The sequence below is a fragment of the Roseivivax halodurans JCM 10272 genome (assembly GCF_000521785.1).
GTDB classification, from domain to species: domain Bacteria; phylum Pseudomonadota; class Alphaproteobacteria; order Rhodobacterales; family Rhodobacteraceae; genus Roseivivax; species Roseivivax halodurans.
Window position 1 is genome coordinate 111,707 of record NZ_JALZ01000010.1, and the last position, 15,210, is coordinate 126,916.

16 protein-coding genes are annotated in these 15,210 nt (G+C 68.6%); 8 read left to right on the forward strand and 8 right to left on the reverse strand.

The annotated features are described in order from the left end of the window. Positions 1-120 precede the first annotated feature (120 nt). Complete coding sequence (locus OCH239_RS11380) at positions 121-1,728, reverse strand: peptide chain release factor 3 (protein ID WP_037262674.1); 1,608 nt, start codon at positions 1,726-1,728, stop codon at positions 121-123. A gap of 95 nt (positions 1,729-1,823) precedes the next feature. Between OCH239_RS11380 and OCH239_RS11385 the strand changes: the two genes are divergently transcribed. The 4 genes from OCH239_RS11385 (at position 1,824) to OCH239_RS11400 (ending at position 4,617) form a co-directional block, all read left to right on the forward strand. Beyond that, positions 1,824-2,075 carry a DUF7218 family protein gene (locus OCH239_RS11385; RefSeq protein WP_037262539.1) on the forward strand — a complete coding sequence of 84 codons (252 nt, stop codon included), beginning with the start codon at positions 1,824-1,826 and terminating at the stop codon, positions 2,073-2,075. Positions 2,076-2,148: 73 nt separating this feature from the next. Next, positions 2,149-2,523 (forward strand): SnoaL-like domain-containing protein, encoded by a 375-nt coding sequence (locus tag OCH239_RS11390; RefSeq protein ID WP_037262542.1) that lies wholly within the window; start codon positions 2,149-2,151, stop codon positions 2,521-2,523. A gap of 166 nt (positions 2,524-2,689) precedes the next feature. After that, a complete protein-coding gene (locus OCH239_RS11395; RefSeq protein WP_037262545.1) occupies positions 2,690-3,469 on the forward strand; it encodes an SDR family oxidoreductase in 780 nt (259 codons plus the stop codon). Then, positions 3,469-4,617, forward strand: coding sequence for a hypothetical protein (locus OCH239_RS11400; RefSeq protein WP_037262549.1), 1,149 nt, complete (start codon positions 3,469-3,471; stop codon positions 4,615-4,617). The genes OCH239_RS11395 and OCH239_RS11400 overlap by 1 nt, the downstream gene beginning before the upstream one ends. Before the next feature lie 63 nt (positions 4,618-4,680). On the opposite strand, the gene OCH239_RS11405 is transcribed toward OCH239_RS11400, so the two are convergent. From OCH239_RS11405 to OCH239_RS11435, 7 genes are all read right to left on the reverse strand, one after another. Further along, the gene (locus OCH239_RS11405) at positions 4,681-5,373 is read right to left on the reverse strand and encodes a M48 family metalloprotease (RefSeq protein WP_037262552.1); all 693 of its coding nucleotides are present in this window, start codon (positions 5,371-5,373) and stop codon (positions 4,681-4,683) included. 72 nt (positions 5,374-5,445) lie between these two features. After that, on the reverse strand, positions 5,446-5,880 hold the full coding sequence (locus OCH239_RS11410; RefSeq protein WP_037262555.1) for an OsmC family protein: 435 nt from the start codon (positions 5,878-5,880) through the stop codon (positions 5,446-5,448). Positions 5,881-6,087: 207 nt separating this feature from the next. Next, the gene (locus tag OCH239_RS11415; RefSeq protein WP_037262557.1) at positions 6,088-7,272 is read right to left on the reverse strand and encodes a vWA domain-containing protein; all 1,185 of its coding nucleotides are present in this window, start codon (positions 7,270-7,272) and stop codon (positions 6,088-6,090) included. 102 nt (positions 7,273-7,374) lie between these two features. Next, positions 7,375-7,542 (reverse strand): hypothetical protein, encoded by a 168-nt coding sequence (locus OCH239_RS11420; protein WP_037262559.1) that lies wholly within the window; start codon positions 7,540-7,542, stop codon positions 7,375-7,377. Then, positions 7,539-8,900, reverse strand: a complete 1,362-nt coding sequence (locus tag OCH239_RS11425) for a DUF2927 domain-containing protein (protein ID WP_037262560.1) — start codon at positions 8,898-8,900, stop codon at positions 7,539-7,541. Before OCH239_RS11425 ends, OCH239_RS11420 begins: the two co-directional genes overlap by 4 nt. Positions 8,901-9,143: 243 nt before the next feature. Continuing rightward, entirely contained in the window at positions 9,144-10,205 is a 1,062-nt protein-coding gene (locus tag OCH239_RS11430) for an endonuclease/exonuclease/phosphatase family protein (protein WP_037262561.1), read from the reverse strand. 72 nt (positions 10,206-10,277) lie between these two features. Further along, the gene (locus tag OCH239_RS11435) at positions 10,278-11,120 is read right to left on the reverse strand and encodes an AAA family ATPase (RefSeq protein ID WP_037262562.1); all 843 of its coding nucleotides are present in this window, start codon (positions 11,118-11,120) and stop codon (positions 10,278-10,280) included. A 259-nt stretch (positions 11,121-11,379) separates the two neighbouring features. Here OCH239_RS11435 and dksA point away from each other — a divergent pair, with 259 nt between their 5' ends. The 4 genes from dksA (at position 11,380) to OCH239_RS11455 (ending at position 15,163) form a co-directional block, all read left to right on the forward strand. After that, complete coding sequence (gene dksA / locus OCH239_RS11440; RefSeq protein WP_037262564.1) at positions 11,380-11,802, forward strand: RNA polymerase-binding protein DksA; 423 nt, start codon at positions 11,380-11,382, stop codon at positions 11,800-11,802. Positions 11,803-11,877: 75 nt separating this feature from the next. Further along, entirely contained in the window at positions 11,878-13,047 is a 1,170-nt protein-coding gene (locus tag OCH239_RS11445) for an FAD-dependent oxidoreductase (protein ID WP_037262569.1), read from the forward strand. Positions 13,048-13,181: 134 nt separating this feature from the next. Beyond that, a complete protein-coding gene (locus OCH239_RS11450; RefSeq protein WP_037262572.1) occupies positions 13,182-14,171 on the forward strand; it encodes an XdhC family protein in 990 nt (329 codons plus the stop codon). Further along, positions 14,168-15,163 carry a molybdopterin-binding protein gene (locus OCH239_RS11455; protein ID WP_037262574.1) on the forward strand — a complete coding sequence of 332 codons (996 nt, stop codon included), beginning with the start codon at positions 14,168-14,170 and terminating at the stop codon, positions 15,161-15,163. The genes OCH239_RS11450 and OCH239_RS11455 overlap by 4 nt, the downstream gene beginning before the upstream one ends. The last annotated feature ends 47 nt before the right edge of the window (positions 15,164-15,210 follow it).

The following is a 15,210-nucleotide window of genomic DNA, read 5'->3' on the forward strand; positions in this document are numbered from 1 at the left end:
CCGGGCGCTATCCGCCCGATCGGGGCCCTGTCCGGACCCTCGCAGCGCTCTCTAACGAATTGTCGCTCCAGCGTCAATCTAACCGTGCGTCAAAGGCTTGGTATCGCGCGCGCCAGCCCGTCAGACCATCATCTCCTTGGTCGCCGAGAGCGTCACCTCGGGATAGTCGCGCTCGACCCGGTCGATGTCCCACTGCATCCGCGTGAGGTACACGGTGTCGCCGTCGTTGTCGGTGGCGATGTGCTGCGTGTTCTTGGCCGCGAAGGTTTCGACCGCGTCCTTGGGCCCGTGCACCCAGCGGGCGGAGGTGAACTGCGACGGCTCGAAGCGCACCGGCAGACCGTATTCGCTCTCGATGCGCGCGCCCAGAACCTCGAATTGCAGCGCGCCGACGACGCCGACGATGTAGCCAGAGCCGATCGACGGCTTGAAGACCTTGGCCGCGCCTTCCTCGGCGAATTGGTAGAGTGCCTTCTCGAGATGCTTGGCCTTCATCGGATCGCCCGCGCGCACCGATTGCAGCAGCTCCGGCGCGAAGGAGGGAATGCCGGTCACCTTCAGCGTCTCGCCCTCGGTCAGGGTGTCGCCGATCCTGAGCTGGCCATGGTTCGGGATGCCGATGATGTCCCCGGCCCAGGCCTCTTCCGCGAGCTCCCGGTCGGAGGCGAGGAACAGCACCGGCGCCGACACCGTCATCGCCTTCTTCGAGCGCACATGCGTGAGCTTCATGCCCCGCTCGAAATGCCCCGAGGCGAGCCGGACGAAAGCGACCCGGTCGCGGTGCTTGGGGTCCATGTTGGCCTGCACCTTGAAGACGAAGCCCGCGACTTTCTGCTCTTCGGGTGCGATCTGGCGCGGCTCGGCACGGGCGGGCTGCGGCTCGGGGGCGTAGTTGCCGATCCCCTCCATCAGCTCCTTCACCCCGAAGGAGTTGATCGCCGAGCCGAACCAGATCGGCGTCATGTGCCCCTCGAGCACCGCCTGCTTGTCGAGCGCCGGCAGCAGCTCGCGCGCCATCTCGACCTCTTCCTTCAGCTGCTCGAGCAACCCGGCGGGCACGTGCTCGGCGAGCTTGGGGTCGTCGAGCCCGCTGATCTGGATCGAATCCGCTACCTTGTTGCGGTCGGCCCGATCCATCAGCTCGAGACGGTCGTTCAGCATGTCGTAGGCGCCGACGAAGTCGCGCCCCATCCCGATCGGCCAGCTTGCCGGGGTCACGTCGATCGCGAGGTTCTCCTGGATCTCGTCGATGATCTCGAAGACGTCGCGGCTCTCGCGGTCCATCTTGTTGCAGAAGGTCAGGATCGGCAGGTCGCGCAGGCGGCAGACCTCGAAGAGCTTCCGGGTCTGGCTTTCCACACCCTTCGCGCCGTCGATCACCATGATCGCCGCGTCGACCGCCGTGAGCGTCCGGTAGGTGTCCTCGGAGAAGTCCGAGTGGCCGGGCGTGTCGACGAGGTTGAAGCGGAAGTTCTTGAAGTCGAACGACATCGCCGAGGCCGAGACCGAGATGCCCCGGTCCTTCTCCATCTGCATGTAGTCCGAGCGCGTGCGGCGTGCCTCGCCCTTGGCGCGGACCTGACCGGCCATCTGGATCGCGCCGCCGAAGAGCAGGAACTTCTCGGTCAGCGTCGTTTTCCCTGCGTCGGGGTGCGAGATGATCGCGAAGGTGCGGCGTCGCGCGATCTCGGGCGGCAGGGCGGGGCGGTTTGAAGGGGCGTCGAGCATGGCGGGCATATAGCGCCGCCCCGGAGCGCCCGCAATCGCCCGCGCGGGAACATCGCCCGGCAGCGGCGGGTTCGGATGCCGAAAGGAGACCCATCATGGCCAAGTCGATCAAGGACGAAGAGACCTACGACGCGCTGCGGGACGAAGGCATGTCCAAGGAGAAGGCGGCGCGCATCGCCAACGCCAAGGCGAACGACAGCCAGCAGCCGTCGAAGAAGGGCGGCAAGCAGCCCCCCTACGAGGAGTGGAGCAAGGAGGACCTCTACGAGCGCGCGCAGGAGATCGGCATCGACGGGCGATCGGACATGACCAAGGACGAGCTCATCGAGGCGCTGCGAAGCCACTGATGAAAGTGTCTTGCCCGACTCGCATCTCCGCGGCATGATGTGAACATTAGGTGAACATCCGGGGAGAATGACGATGGACCTGATGAGTGTCGCAAACGAGCTCGTCGCGGGCTGCCGCGAGGGCCGCGAGCGCGAGAACCTGGACAAGCTCTATGCCGCGGACGCGGTCTCGGTCGAGGCGCACTGCATGCCGGGGGTGGACAGTCGCGAGACGCACGGCCTCGACGGCATCAAGGGCAAGCACGAATGGTGGGAGCAGAACATGGAGGCGACCGGCGGGAGCGTAGACGGGCCGTTCCCGCACGGCGACGAACGCTTCGCCGTCGTCTTCAAGGTCCAGGGCCGCGACAAGAATTCCGGCAAGGAGTTCGACATGGAGGAGGTGGGTATCTACCACGTCTCCGGCGGCAAGATCGTCCGCGAGGAGTTCTTCTACACCTCGGACTGACGCGGGCGCGCGCTGCGCGGCGAGGGCGCTGCCCTCGCGCTCCCGGAGTATTTGTCCCAAGAAGAAGGGCATGGCCGCCACCGCGCGAGGGGACGGCCATGCGATTGTGTCGCGGCGCGCCCTGCTGTTCATATGGCGCGGACGTGAAGCAGACAGGAGAAGCGATATGGATCTCGGGATTCGCGGCAAACGCGCGCTGGTGACGGCGTCGTCGAAAGGGCTCGGCCGCGGCTGCGCCGAGGCGCTGGCCGAGGCCGGCGTCGACCTCGTGCTCAACGCCCGCGGCGAGGAGGCGCTCGACGCCACCGCCGAGCACATCCTGCGCACATGGCAAGTCGACGTGACCACGGTGGCCGCCGACATCTCCACCGAGGAGGGCCGCGCCGAGGTTCTGGAAGAGGCGGCGGGCGTCGACATCCTCGTCACCAATGCCGGCGGCCCGCCTCCGGGCATGTGGAACGACTGGAACCGCGACGATTTCATCGCCGCGCTCGACGCCAACATGCTCGCGCCCATCGCGCTGATGACCGCGCTCCTGCCCGGCATGTGCGACCGCGGCTGGGGCCGGGTCGTCAACATCACCTCGCAATCGGTCAAGGCGCCGATCCCGCAGCTCGGCCTGTCGAATTCCGCCCGCGCGGGCCTCACCGGCTATGTCGCGGGCACGGCGCGGCAGGTGGCGCAGAAGGGCGTGACGATCAACAACCTGCTGCCCGGCATCCACGCGACCGACCGCGCCGACGCGCTCGACGGCGGCGTCGCGGAGCGCGAGGGGATCGCCATCGACGAGGCCCGCGCACGGCGCGTCGAGACGATTCCGGCCCAGCGTTACGGCACGGCCGCGGAGTTCGGTCAGGCCTGCGCCTTTCTCTGCTCGCAGCATGCGGGGTTCATCGTCGGTCAGAACTGGCTGCTCGACGGCGGCGCGGTGAACGCGACCCTCTGATGGCGCGCGGGCCGGACGGGCAGGGCGGCGGCGCGGGCTTCTCGCTCTCGGACCAGCTCTTCAATGCGGGGACAGTCCGGCAGCTCGCGGGAGAATACGCGGTGCTGCCGGGCTTCGATCCGGACCGCTTCGAACAAGAGGCGCTCGCGGGCCTTGCCGGACGGGGCCTGCTCGAGCGGCTGGACTGGCTCGCGACCTGCGTCGAGGCGCAGCTACCCCGCGACTTTCCCGCCATGGCCGAGGCGCTCGAGGCGGCGATGTCGCCGCCGCTCGATCCCGCCCGCACCGACGACGATTTCGGCCGGTTCATCCACGCGGTCCCCGGCATCCTCGCCGTCCGTCACGGGCTCGAGCACCATCGCGAGAGGGCGCTCGACCTCCTGCACGAAGCGACGCGCCGCTTCTCGATGGAGTTCTACATCCGTCCCTTCCTCAACCGCTGGCCCGAGGAGACGCTGGCCCGGCTCGAGCGATGGACCGGGGACGAGAACTATCACGTCCGCCGGCTCGTCAGCGAGGGCACGCGCCCGCGCCTGCCCTGGGCCGCGAACGTCACGCTCGATCCGCGGCGGCCGCTGCCGCTGCTCGATGCGCTGCATGCCGATCCCACCCGATACGTCACACGTTCCGTCGCGAACCATCTCAACGACATCTCGAAGATCGCGCCAGACGCGGTGACCGGTCGCCTGCGGGACTGGCGGGCCGAGGCTCGGCAGCGCCCGAAGGAACTCGACTGGATGACGCGGCATGCCCTGCGCACCGCGGTCAAGCGCGGCGAGCCCGGGGCGCTGGCCCTCCTTGGCTACGATCCTGACCTGCCCGTGCGCGTCACGCTCGACGTGCCGCGCCGGGTGGCGATCGGCGAGGCGCTGAACCTGCGTGTCCGGATCGAGGCCGAAGAGCCCGGCCGCGCCCTCGTCGATTACCGCGTCGTCTTCCACCGTCCGAGTGGACGGGCCGCAGAGAAGGTCTTCAAGCTCGGGCAGGGCAGCGTCGCGCCGGATACGCCGCTCGCCCTGTCGAAACGGCACGTGCTGAAAGCCGAGGCCAGCACCTTCACCTGGCATCCCGGCCCGCACCGGATCGTGCTTCAGGTCAACGGGCGCGACCGGGCCGAGGCGCAGGTCGAGGTGACGGGGAGAGGCTGACGCCTCTGCGAGGGCTCTGCCCTCGCGCTCCCGGGATATTGTCGCCAAGAAGACGGATGGCGCTCAGGTCGGGGCCTTCGTCCAGCGGTGTTCGAGCTTTTCGAGGGCGGCGATGCGCTCCTCGGTCTTGGGGTGGCTCATGAGCCAGGCGGGCATGCCTGCTCCGCCGGATCCGGTGAGCTTCTCGAGCTTTCGGAACAGCGACTTCTGCGGCTCGATCCCGATCCCGGCCTTCGACAGGAGCGCCGCGGCGTAGGCGTCCGCCTCGTACTCGTCCGAGCGCGAGAGCCGCGCCGCCAGCAGCGAGGTCAGCGCGTTCGCGATCACCGCGCCCAGCCCGGGGATGATCCGGCCGAGCACCATCATCAGCGCCGTGCGGATCGCGTTCTGGCCCGAGAAGTCGATCATCCGCTTCTTGGAATGCCCGAGTGCGACATGTCCGAGCTCGTGCGCGATCACGCTCGACATCTCCTCGGCCGACACCTCGCCCGAGCGGTATTTCTGGTAGAAGCCGCGGGTGATGAAGATGCGCCCGTCCGGCGCCGCGAGCCCGTTCACCGGCTCGATCTCGTAGACGTTCACCCGGATCCGGTGCAGGTCGAGAGCCGCCGCCATGCGGTCGGTCAGCTTCTTCAGGACCGGATCGGCAAGCTCGGTCGACTTCGCGTCGAGCTCTTTCGCCGTGCGCCACGCCGAGACGCGATACATCGCGACGGCGTAGAGGATGGCGAGCAGGATGGGGGTGAGCTTGAGCATGCGCTCAATATGGAGCCTTCAAGGCTCCGCGCCAAGCGCCCGGAGGTCGCATCTCCGGGCGCGCGCGTCGTCTTACGCCAGTTTGGCGTCCATCGTGATCTGCGCCGTTCCGCCGGCATAGAGCTTGGAGATCGGGCAGCCGTCCTTGGCGGCGTTCGCCGCTTCCATGAACTGCGATTCGTCCATGCCGGGCACGCTCGCGGTCACGTCGAGATGCACCTTCTTCACCGAGAAGCCGTCGCCGTCCTTCTCGAGCGAGACGGTCGCCTTGGTGTCGATGCTGTCGGGCGTCGCGTCGTGCTGGCCGAGGATCATCGACAGCGCCATCGAGTAACAGGCGGCGTGTGCCGCGCCGACGAGCTCTTCTGGGTTCGAGCCGGGCTCACCCTCGAAGCGCGTGTTGAAGCCGTAGGGGGTGTCGTTCAGGGCGCCCGACTCGGTCGAGACGTGACCCTTGCCGCTCTGCAGATCGCCCTTCCACTGTGCGGTGCCGTACTTGTCGATCATCGATCGTCCTCCTGATGGGTTGCCGTTCGGATCAGGAACGGCCCACGAGCCTCCGCCGTTCCATCGCGCGCGACATAAGTCCGGTATGCCGCGTATCGCCTCGCATCGGCGTCAGGGAAGTTTACGGCACCGGTAGTGTCCACATGCTCCCCACGGTCGCCGAGGCGCTCCACGGGACCGCCCGACGCCGTTCAACCGTCTAGCCGGTCAGCGCGTCAGCATCCTCATGCCCTCATCGATGCCCTGAACGGTCATCGGGACCATACGCTCGTCCATGATCTCGCGGATCATCCCGATCGACTGGGTGTAGCCCCAGTAGCTGTCCGGCACCGGGTTGATCCAGAGATGGTCTGGCCATTGCTCGCGCGCGCGGCTCAGCCAGACTTGGCCCGCCTCCTGGTTCCAGTGCTCATTCGCGCCGCCGGGCATGGCGATCTCGTAGGGGCTCATCGAGGCGTCGCCGACGAAGATGCACTTCCAGTCCGGTCCGTAGGTGCGCAGGATCTCGGTGGTCGCGACCTGCGCGTTCCAGCGCCGGGAATTGTCGCGCCACACGCCCTCGTAGAGGCAGTTGTGGAAGTAGAAATGCTCGAGATGCTTGAACTCGGCCCGCGCCGCAGAGAAGAGCTCCTCGACGATCTTCACATGCGCGTCCATCGATCCGCCGACATCGAGAAACAGCAGCACCTTGACCGCGTTGCGCCGCTCGGGCCGCGTCTGCACGTCGAGATAGCCGTGCTCAGCGGTGGCGCGGATCGTGCCGGGCAGGTCGAGCTCGTCCGCCGCGCCGTCCCGCGCCCATTTGCGCAGCCGCTTGAGCGCGACCTTGATGTTGCGGGTGCCGATCTCGATCTGGTCGTCGAAGTCGCGGAACTCGCGCTTGTCCCAGACCTTGACCGCGCGCTGGTGGCGGCTCTTGTCCTGTCCGATCCGCACGCCCTCGGGATTGTAGCCATAGGCGCCGAAGGGCGAGGTGCCCGCGGTCCCGATCCACTTGTTGCCGCCCTGGTGACGGTCCTCCTGCTCCTTCAGCCGCTCCTTCAGCGTCTCCATCAGCTTGTCGAACCCGCCGAGCGCCTCGATCTCGGCCATTTCCTCTTCCGAGAGGTGCTTCTCGGCCATCTTGCGCAGCCAGGCCTCGGGCAGGTTCACGGCCTCCATGACCGCTTCCGCGGGGATGTCCTCAAGCCCCTTGAAGCAATGGGCGAAGGCGCGGTCGAACCGGTCGACATGCCGCTCGTCCTTCACCATCGCCGCGCGGGCGAGGTAGTAGAACGCCTCGACATCGTAGGTCGCGAGGCCGGCGCGCATGGCCTCGAGGAAAGTGAGGTACTCCCGGAGGCTGACGGGCACGCCGGCGCGGCGGAGGGTTTCGAAGAAGGGCACGAACATGGGGCCTTTCTAGACCGTGCGCGCAGGTTTGGCGATGGGCCGAGTGAGCGGCCGGGGGTGCCTCCGGCGGGGATATTTCCGTCAAGAAGAAGCGGGCAGTGCTCAGACCAGCGCTTTTTCCAGCACGATCGTGGCGATCAGTCCGATCAGTGCGAAGAGGATCGCGTAGCCCGCGGCATATTGCGCCATGTCGGCGGTGTTGCCCTTGTGGCGGCGGGCGGAGAGGCCGCCGAGAAGCGCGCCCGCGAGGGCGCTCAGGAGCACGATCATGGCCGGACGACGCCTCCTTGTGCCGGGGTGAGTGAGGCGGCGTCACGCGTCTTGGCCTGGACCGCCCAATCGGAGCCGAACCCGTATCGCGCCCAGCCGAGACTGTCCAGCCGCACCGCCCGGGCCTCCGCCGCGCGGCCCGAGAGCTCCAGCGCCTCGGCTTCGAGAAGCATCAGCGTGGCGAGGAGCGCCGCGTTCTCGTGCCGCTCCGCGACCACGCGGGCCGGGCGGATCCAGGCCAGGGCCGCCTCCGTGCGGCCGGCGGAGAGCGCGTCCTGGGCGAGGTGCGGGGCGACATAGGCGCGGTGCAGGGCGGTACGCGCGCTGGTGGCGAAGATGCGGTCGGCCGCCTCGAAATGTGACCTCGCCGCGTCCGGCGCCCGCCGCTGCAGCGTGCGCCCCATCGCATAATGGGAGAAGCCGCGGCGATGGTCGTCCGGTTCGAGGGACGCGGCGATGTGCAGCGCGCGCCGGGCGGCGCGGCGTTTCTCCTCGGCCGAGGGGCCGGGGGCGAGCGCGGTCTGCACCGCCTCCGTCCAGTCGCGCGGCGTGTCCGCAAGCCCCGTGGGCGGCACGCCTTCGCCTGCGGGGTTCAGCCGCGCGAGAATGCCGGGCAGCCGGGCCCCGACTTTCTCCCGCGTCATGCCCGACCGCAGGGCCGGGTCGTAATAGGCCCGCAGGATCGTCATGTCGTGGCCGGTCAGCACGTTGTGCACGTTGTCGTCGTTGAAGACCGACTCGGGCAGCCGGTATAGGTCGTTGAGCGGCCCGAGCGCCTGCGCCAGCTCCTCGTGCAGGCAATCGCGGGCTTCCTGAGGCGAGGTGTCGCCCGGCACGAAGATTGCGGCGCGGCTGCGTTCGGTGAGCTTAGACCAGGACACGTCGGGCGCGTGGCGCTTGTCCGCATACTCGGCCAGCGAGGAGACGTTCGGCACGACGAAACAGGCCGCCTGCGGCAGATGGCGGCGGATGTCCGAGCGGCGCACCACCTGCACGGTGATCTGCGCATCGCGCCGCTCCGTCGCGGCGATGTCGATCCCGGCCTCGTCGCGCAGCCGGGACAGGAGGCGCGCGAGATCCGACCGCATCGCGGCGCCCGCGGGACCGGTCAGGCGCACGCCCACCGGCGTCTCGAACCGGGTGAAGCTCTCCAGCGGCCGCCCGGATTCCAGCGTGAAGGAGAGGTCGAGGAAATCGCGGACAAGATCCGCGTTGGAGGTCGTGCCGGACGGAACGCGCCGCGCGGCAAAGGTCTTCATGGGTGGTAGGATGGCGTCCGGAGCGGTCGCAATGCGGGTCGCGGCTTCGGGGATGGGCGCCGTGGGTACACATGCGCCGAGAAGGACCGAGAGGATCAAGACTGCGCGGCGCCTCCCGGCCGTCCGAAACGGGCTGGGTCGGCGTTGGAGGGGGAGGGAGCTCACGCGGTTGTCTGCCTGCTCGGAAGTGTCTGAGGCCGCGAAAATTGCGCACCGCCCCTGCGGCGCCATTCCGGTCGGCCGACTCCCATCGTGCTACGAAAGCTGCGCACGCGGCAAACACCATGCCCGGTCAGGCCGCGCTTCGGTGCAAAGCGGCAACAGCGGGCGCCGCCGAGCCGGTCAGGTGTCGATCCAGAGCCGTGCGGTGATCTGGCCGTGATCCGACGCGGCGCCGAGCCCCGGAGCGCCGGTCAGCGAGCTGTCGGTCAGATGGTCGTTGAGGCAGCGCACGAAGGCCACGTCCCCGATCGCGCGCGTGTTGCGGTAAAAGAATTCCTGGCTGACGAGGATGTGGTCGATGGTCGAATAGTGACCGTTGTAGATATTGGTAAAGAATTCGACACCTTCGGACCGCCGCAGCTGGATGCGCGCGGCCGAATGCATCTCCACGTCCCAGAAGAGCGCCTTCACGTCGATCGGCAGCCCGCGGAACGGGGCCTCGCCGCGCACCATCTCGGTCGTCACAGCTCCGATGTCGTCGTTGAGATCGCCCACGACGATCAGCGGCGTCGTTGTGCCCTCCATCAGCCCGATCACCTCGCGGCGGAGCGCCAGCGCCTCGCCCGCGCGCAGCACGAGGCTGCGGAGCGACCCCATCGCCCGCTCGAGAAATTCGGCATTGGCCTCCACCTCCGCCTCGGACCCGGCGGCGTAGAGCGGGCGCTTCGATTTCAGATGCGCGTTTGCGATCCAGCCCTCGTGACCTTCGGCCAGCGCCACGCGCGCGAATTGCTGGGGACGCGAGAGCTGCGTCAGCCGGTAATCCAATCCGCCGATATCGGCGACCTCGATCGGATCGTCCGTCAGATCCTGTCGCGATCGCTTCTCGAGGATCGGGCTGCGGCTGAGAAAGCCGACGCCGGGAGACGGGTCCTCGGCGCTGCCTTGCGCGTTCGGCAAGTGCCAGACCTCCGAATAGCGCTTCCGTTCCGCGGCACCGGTCCCATCGCGCTCGGCCACGATGGCCTCGTAGGCGTCGGCGAGCGCCTGGAAGGCCTCGGCATGGAACACCTCCTGGCAGCCGACGAAATCGGCGTCCATCCGGTAGAGCTGTTCAGCAAGCCACGCGATTTTCCGCGCGAATGCCGCTTCGGAATAGCGATTGGTCTGGTAATAGGTGACGCCGGAATTGACGAGATTGCGCAAATTGAAGGTCGCCACGGTGAAGTAAGAGCGCGCCATGAAATGCTCCCGGGACTCGATTTCCCCAAAAGCCTAACGCAGCCTCGTGACCGTTTGGCAACTTTTGCGCGATCAGCGCCCCTGTCTTCGCGCCATGAAGGCGAGGCGTTCGAAGAGATGCACGTCCTGCTCGTTCTTCAGCAGCGCTCCGTGCAACTTCGGCAGGGCGTTCGCGCCCTCGCGCCTCAGATCGGCGGGATCCATGTCCTCGGCCAGCAGAAGCTTCAGCCAGTCGAGGACTTCGGAGGTCGAGGGCTTCTTCTTCAGCCCCGGCTGCTCGCGGATCTCGTAGAACTGCGTCAGCGCGACCGACAGCAGCTCCTGCTTGATGCCGGGATGGTGCACCTCGACGATCTTCTTCAGCACCTCGGGCTCCGGGAAACGGATGTAGTGGAAGAAGCAGCGGCGCAGGAAGGCGTCCGGCAGCTCCTTCTCGTTGTTCGACGTGATGATCACGATCGGGCGGTGGCGTGCCTGCACCGTCTCGCCGGTCTCGTAGACGTGGAACTCCATCCGGTCGAGCTCCTGCAGGAGGTCGTTCGGGAACTCGATATCCGCCTTGTCGACCTCGTCGATCAGCAGGACGATCTTCTCGCCGGCCTCGAAAGCCTGCCAGAGCTTGCCCTTGCGGATGTAGTTGGAGACGTCGTTCACCCGCTCGTCGCCGAGCTGGCTGTCGCGCAGGCGGCTCACCGCGTCGTATTCGTAGAGGCCCTGCTGCGCCTTCGTGGTGGATTTGATCGACCATTCGATCATGCGCAGCCCGAGTGCCTCGGCCACCTGCCGGGCGAGCTCGGTCTTTCCCGTGCCGGGCTCGCCCTTCACCAGAAGCGGACGCTCCAGCGCCACGGCCGCGTTCACCGCCATGGTCAGATCCTCGGTCGCCACGTAGGCGTCGGTCCCCTCGAAACGCATGTGCTCTCCTTGCCCGCTGCCGGCGCTGCCGCCTTGCGTGCGGCTACCGGCCCGGACCCGTTTTGGCAAGGTGGCGCGCGGGCTGCGAGGGCGCGGAAAAGGTCATGCAATTGTCATGGAACCTTACCGTGAATTGCTCGGGCGGGCTCCGAAATCAGTAGTGACATTGCCCTTGGGTTCGGTTAAGTGCTGCCCGCAGGGGTGCCTGATATCTGGGGAATTTCTTATGGCAGATATCGGCGTTGATAAGGGATGCGCCATGAAACCTGAATCGTTTCTTCCCGATGATTACCGGCCGGCGGACGACGAGCCGTTCATGAACGAACGCCAGCTCGAGTACTTCCGCCGCAAGCTGATCACGTGGAAGACCGACCTTCTGGCCGACAGCCGGGACACGATCGAGGGGCTGCAGGACAGCTCCCGCAACATTCCCGACGTGAGCGACCGCGCAAGCGAGGAAACCGACCGCGCGATCGAGCTTCGGACCCGCGACCGCCAGCGCAAGCTCGTCGCCAAGATCGACAGCGCGCTGCGCCGGATCGAAGAGGGCGAATACGGCTATTGCGAGGTGACCGGTGAGCCGATCTCGCTCAAGCGTCTCGATGCACGGCCGATCGCCACGATGAGCCTCGAGGCGCAGGAGCGTCACGAGCGCCGCGAGAAGGTCCATCGCGACGACTGACCGCATGGAATGCCCCGCAGAAACGGGCAGGGCGCCGGGGCAGAGCTCCGGCGTTTCGCGTTGAAAGGGAGGCGCATGCGACTGCGGGATATGCACGTGACCGTGGTGGGCGGCGGCATTGCCGGGCTCGCGACCGCGACGGCCCTGGCGCGCCGTGGCGCGCGGGTGGAGCTTCTCGAACGTGCCGCCGAGCTGCGCGAGGTCGGGGCCGGGCTCCAGATCACGCCGAACGGGCTCGCCGTGCTGCGCGCGCTCGGTCTCGAAGACGGGCTCGAGCCGGCGCCGCGCGCCGCCGCGGTCTCGCTGCGCGACTACCGTGCGGGGCGCGAGGTCCTGCGGCTCGATCTCGCCGCCCGCGGCCTCTCGGACGGCTATCGCTTCGTGCATCGCGGCGATCTCGTTGCGCTCCTCGGGCAAGCCGCGCGCGCGGCCGGCGTGACGATCCGCACCGGCGTTCTCGTCGACGGCGTCACGCCTGGTGAGCCGCCGCAAATCTCGGTCTCGGTCTCGGACAAGGCCTCGCCCACCGATCTCGTCATCGGCGCGGACGGGTTGCATTCGGTCGTCCGTCCGGTGCTCGACGGGCCGCGCGCCCCGCGTTTCACCGGCCAGGTGGCCTGGCGCGCCGTGGTCGAGAACGTCACGGACCACCCGCCCGAGGCGCGCGTCCATATGGGCCCCGGACGGCATGTCGTGAGCTATCCGCTCCGCGGCGGCCGCTTCGTCAACCTTGTCGCCGTGAAGGAGCAGAGGACCTGGGTCGCCGAGGGGTGGCAGCACGAAGACGATGCACACAATCTCCGCCACGCCTTCCGCCGATTTGGCGGCGACACCGCGCGGCTCCTTGCGGCGGCCGAAAGGCCCGGTCTCTGGGGGCTCTTCCGCCACCCCGTCGCCGCAAAATGGCACGGGACGGGGCTCGCGCTTGTCGGCGATGCGGCGCATCCGACGCTGCCGTTTCTTGCGCAGGGCGCCAACATGGCGCTCGAGGATGCTTGGGTGCTGGCGGACGCGCTCGAAAGCGAGGGATCGCTGGCCGAGCGCCTGCACGCCTACCAGACCCGCCGCCACGCCCGCACCGTGCGCGTGGTCGAGACCGCCGACGGCAACGCGTGGAAGTACCACCTGCGCCTGCCGGGCCTGCGACTTGCCGCCCACGCGGTGCTGCACCTCGCCGGACGGCTCGCCCCGGGCCGGGTCATGAGCGGCTTCGACTGGCTCTACGGACACGACGTGACGTCCTGACGGCGAGGGTAGGAGCGAGGGCGCTGCCCTCGCGCTCCCGGGATATTTCGATCAAGAAGAAGGGGCGTGCGCCCTTGGCAGGGGGCGACATCGCCCGCATGCATGCCTAGATTTGCGCCAGGAGGGCCTCAGACATGCCAACCGATCCGAACCTCGACCGCTTCGACCACATCCCCGAAACCGCACTGGCCTGGCACCGCGAGGGCAAGGGGGCCGCGCTCGCGACCGTGGTGGAGACCTGGGGCTCGGCCCCGCGCCGCGTCGGCAGCCAGCTCGCGATCTCGGGCGACGCCGAGATCGAGGGCTCGGTCTCGGGCGGCTGCGTCGAGGGCGCGGTGATCGTCGAGGCGCTCGAGGCGCTCGAGGAGGGCGCGGCGCGCGAGCTCGAATTCGGCGTCTCGGACGGCGACGCCTTCGCGGTCGGGCTCGCCTGCGGCGGCACGATCCGCGTGCTGGTCGAGCCCGTCGGCAAGGCCATGCCCGAGGACATGCTCGCCGATCTCGTCGCGGCGCGCGCCGCGCGCGAGCCCCGCGCCTATGTCGTCGATCTCGAGACCGGCGCGCGCCGGCTCGACGCGGACGGCCACGAGACGCGCTTCCGCATGGACCGGTCCGGCTTCGAGGAAGGCAGCCGCACCTTCGTCGCGATCCACAACCCGCCGCTGCGGCTCGTGGTGGTGGGCGCGGTGCACATCGCCCAAGCGCTGGTGCCGATGGCGCGGATCGCCGGCTACGATCCGGTGATCGTCGATCCGCGCGAGACCTTCGGATCGGATGCGCGCTTTCCCGGCGAGCGGATCCTGAACGACTGGCCCGACGACGCGGTGGCCGGGATCGGCCTCGACGGACGCACCGCGCTCGTGCTGCTGACCCACGATCCCAAGCTCGACGATCCGGCGCTGATGCGCGCGCTGCGGTCGGACTGTCTCTATATCGGCGCGCTCGGCTCGACGCGGACCCATGGCAAGCGTGTCGAGCGGCTCGCCGAGGCGGGCTTTTCCGAGGACGACATCGCGCGCATCCACGCGCCGATCGGCCTCGACCTCGGCGCCGCCGGTCCGGCCGAGATCGCCGTGTCGATCATCGCCGAGATGACGCAGGTGCTGCGGAAGGGGGCGCGGTGAGATTCGGCTCCGTCCCACTCGAGGAGGCCGAGGGTGCGATCCTCGCCCATTCGGTGAAAACCGGCGCGGGCAAGCTCAAGAAGGGCCGCCTGCTGGAGCCCGCCGACCTCGCCGCGCTTCGCGAGGCGGGGCACGATGAGGTCATCGCCGCGCGCCTCGATCCCGGCGACATCGCCGAGGACGAGGCCGCCGCGCGCCTCGCCGAGGCATTGGTGCCCGATCCCGAGGCGGCGGGGCTGCGCATCGGCAAGGCCGCGACGGGCCGCGCGAACCTCTTCGCCACCGCTCCGGGCGTGGTCGAGATCGACGCCGCCAAGATCGACGCGGTGAACGCCATCCACCCGATGATCACCGTCGCGACCGTCCCGCGCTGGCAGCGCATGGCGGCGCGCGGCATGGTGGCGACGGTCAAGATTATCTCCTACGCCGTGCCGGGCGCCTCGCTCGACCGCGCCTGCGCGATGGGAAGCGACGCGCTGCGCCTGCGCCCCGCGACCCTGATCCGCGCCGAGCTGATCCAGACCGAGGTCGCCGGCACCAGAGAGGACGGGACCAAGGGCCAGAAGGCAATCGGCGACCGTCTGGACCGCCTCGGCGTCAGCCTCGCGCCCGTGCATGTCGTCCCGCACGAGGCCGGACCGCTGTCGCAGGCGCTCGCCGCTTCGGACGCCGAGGCGCTCTTCATCCTGACCGGCTCCGCGACCTCGGACATCGCCGACACCGCGCCCGAGGCGGTGCGCATGGCGGGCGGGCAGGTGCACCATTACGGCATGCCGGTCGACCCCGGGAACCTGCTCTTCATCGGCGAGCTGCGCGGGCGCCCCGTCGTGGGCCTGCCCGGCTGCGCCCGTTCGCCCGCGCTCAACGGCGCCGACTGGGTGATGGAGCGCATCCTCTGCGGCGTCGAGGTCACCCCCCGCGACATCTCGGGCATGGGTGTCGGTGGGCTCCTGAAGGAAGTCCCCCAGCGCGGACGGCTGCGCGAGGGCTGAGCGCGGGCCCGCCTCTGCCGCAGACACGAAAAAGGGCGCCCGCGGCG

Bases quoted from the DNA above. Each gene is read 5' to 3' on its own strand.
- OCH239_RS11410 (WP_037262555.1), bottom strand. From the start codon at position 5,880: ATGATCGACAAGTACGGCACCGCACAGTGGAAGGGCGATCTGCAGAGC.
- OCH239_RS11400 (WP_037262549.1), top strand. From the start codon at position 3,469: ATGGCGCGCGGGCCGGACGGGCAGGGCGGCGGCGCGGGCTTCTCGCTC.
- OCH239_RS11435 (WP_037262562.1), bottom strand. From the start codon at position 11,120: ATGCGTTTCGAGGGGACCGACGCCTACGTGGCGACCGAGGATCTGACC.
- OCH239_RS11390 (WP_037262542.1), top strand. From the start codon at position 2,149: ATGGACCTGATGAGTGTCGCAAACGAGCTCGTCGCGGGCTGCCGCGAG.
- OCH239_RS11380 (WP_037262674.1), bottom strand. From the start codon at position 1,728: ATGCTCGACGCCCCTTCAAACCGCCCCGCCCTGCCGCCCGAGATCGCG.
- OCH239_RS11450 (WP_037262572.1), top strand. From the start codon at position 13,182: ATGCCAACCGATCCGAACCTCGACCGCTTCGACCACATCCCCGAAACC.
- OCH239_RS11405 (WP_037262552.1), bottom strand. From the start codon at position 5,373: ATGCTCAAGCTCACCCCCATCCTGCTCGCCATCCTCTACGCCGTCGCG.
- dksA (WP_037262564.1), top strand. From the start codon at position 11,380: ATGAAACCTGAATCGTTTCTTCCCGATGATTACCGGCCGGCGGACGAC.
- OCH239_RS11445 (WP_037262569.1), top strand. From the start codon at position 11,878: ATGCGACTGCGGGATATGCACGTGACCGTGGTGGGCGGCGGCATTGCC.
- OCH239_RS11430 (WP_037262561.1), bottom strand. From the start codon at position 10,205: ATGGCGCGCTCTTACTTCACCGTGGCGACCTTCAATTTGCGCAATCTC.
- OCH239_RS11415 (WP_037262557.1), bottom strand. From the start codon at position 7,272: ATGTTCGTGCCCTTCTTCGAAACCCTCCGCCGCGCCGGCGTGCCCGTC.
- OCH239_RS11420 (WP_037262559.1), bottom strand. From the start codon at position 7,542: ATGATCGTGCTCCTGAGCGCCCTCGCGGGCGCGCTTCTCGGCGGCCTC.
- OCH239_RS11385 (WP_037262539.1), top strand. From the start codon at position 1,824: ATGGCCAAGTCGATCAAGGACGAAGAGACCTACGACGCGCTGCGGGAC.
- OCH239_RS11395 (WP_037262545.1), top strand. From the start codon at position 2,690: ATGGATCTCGGGATTCGCGGCAAACGCGCGCTGGTGACGGCGTCGTCG.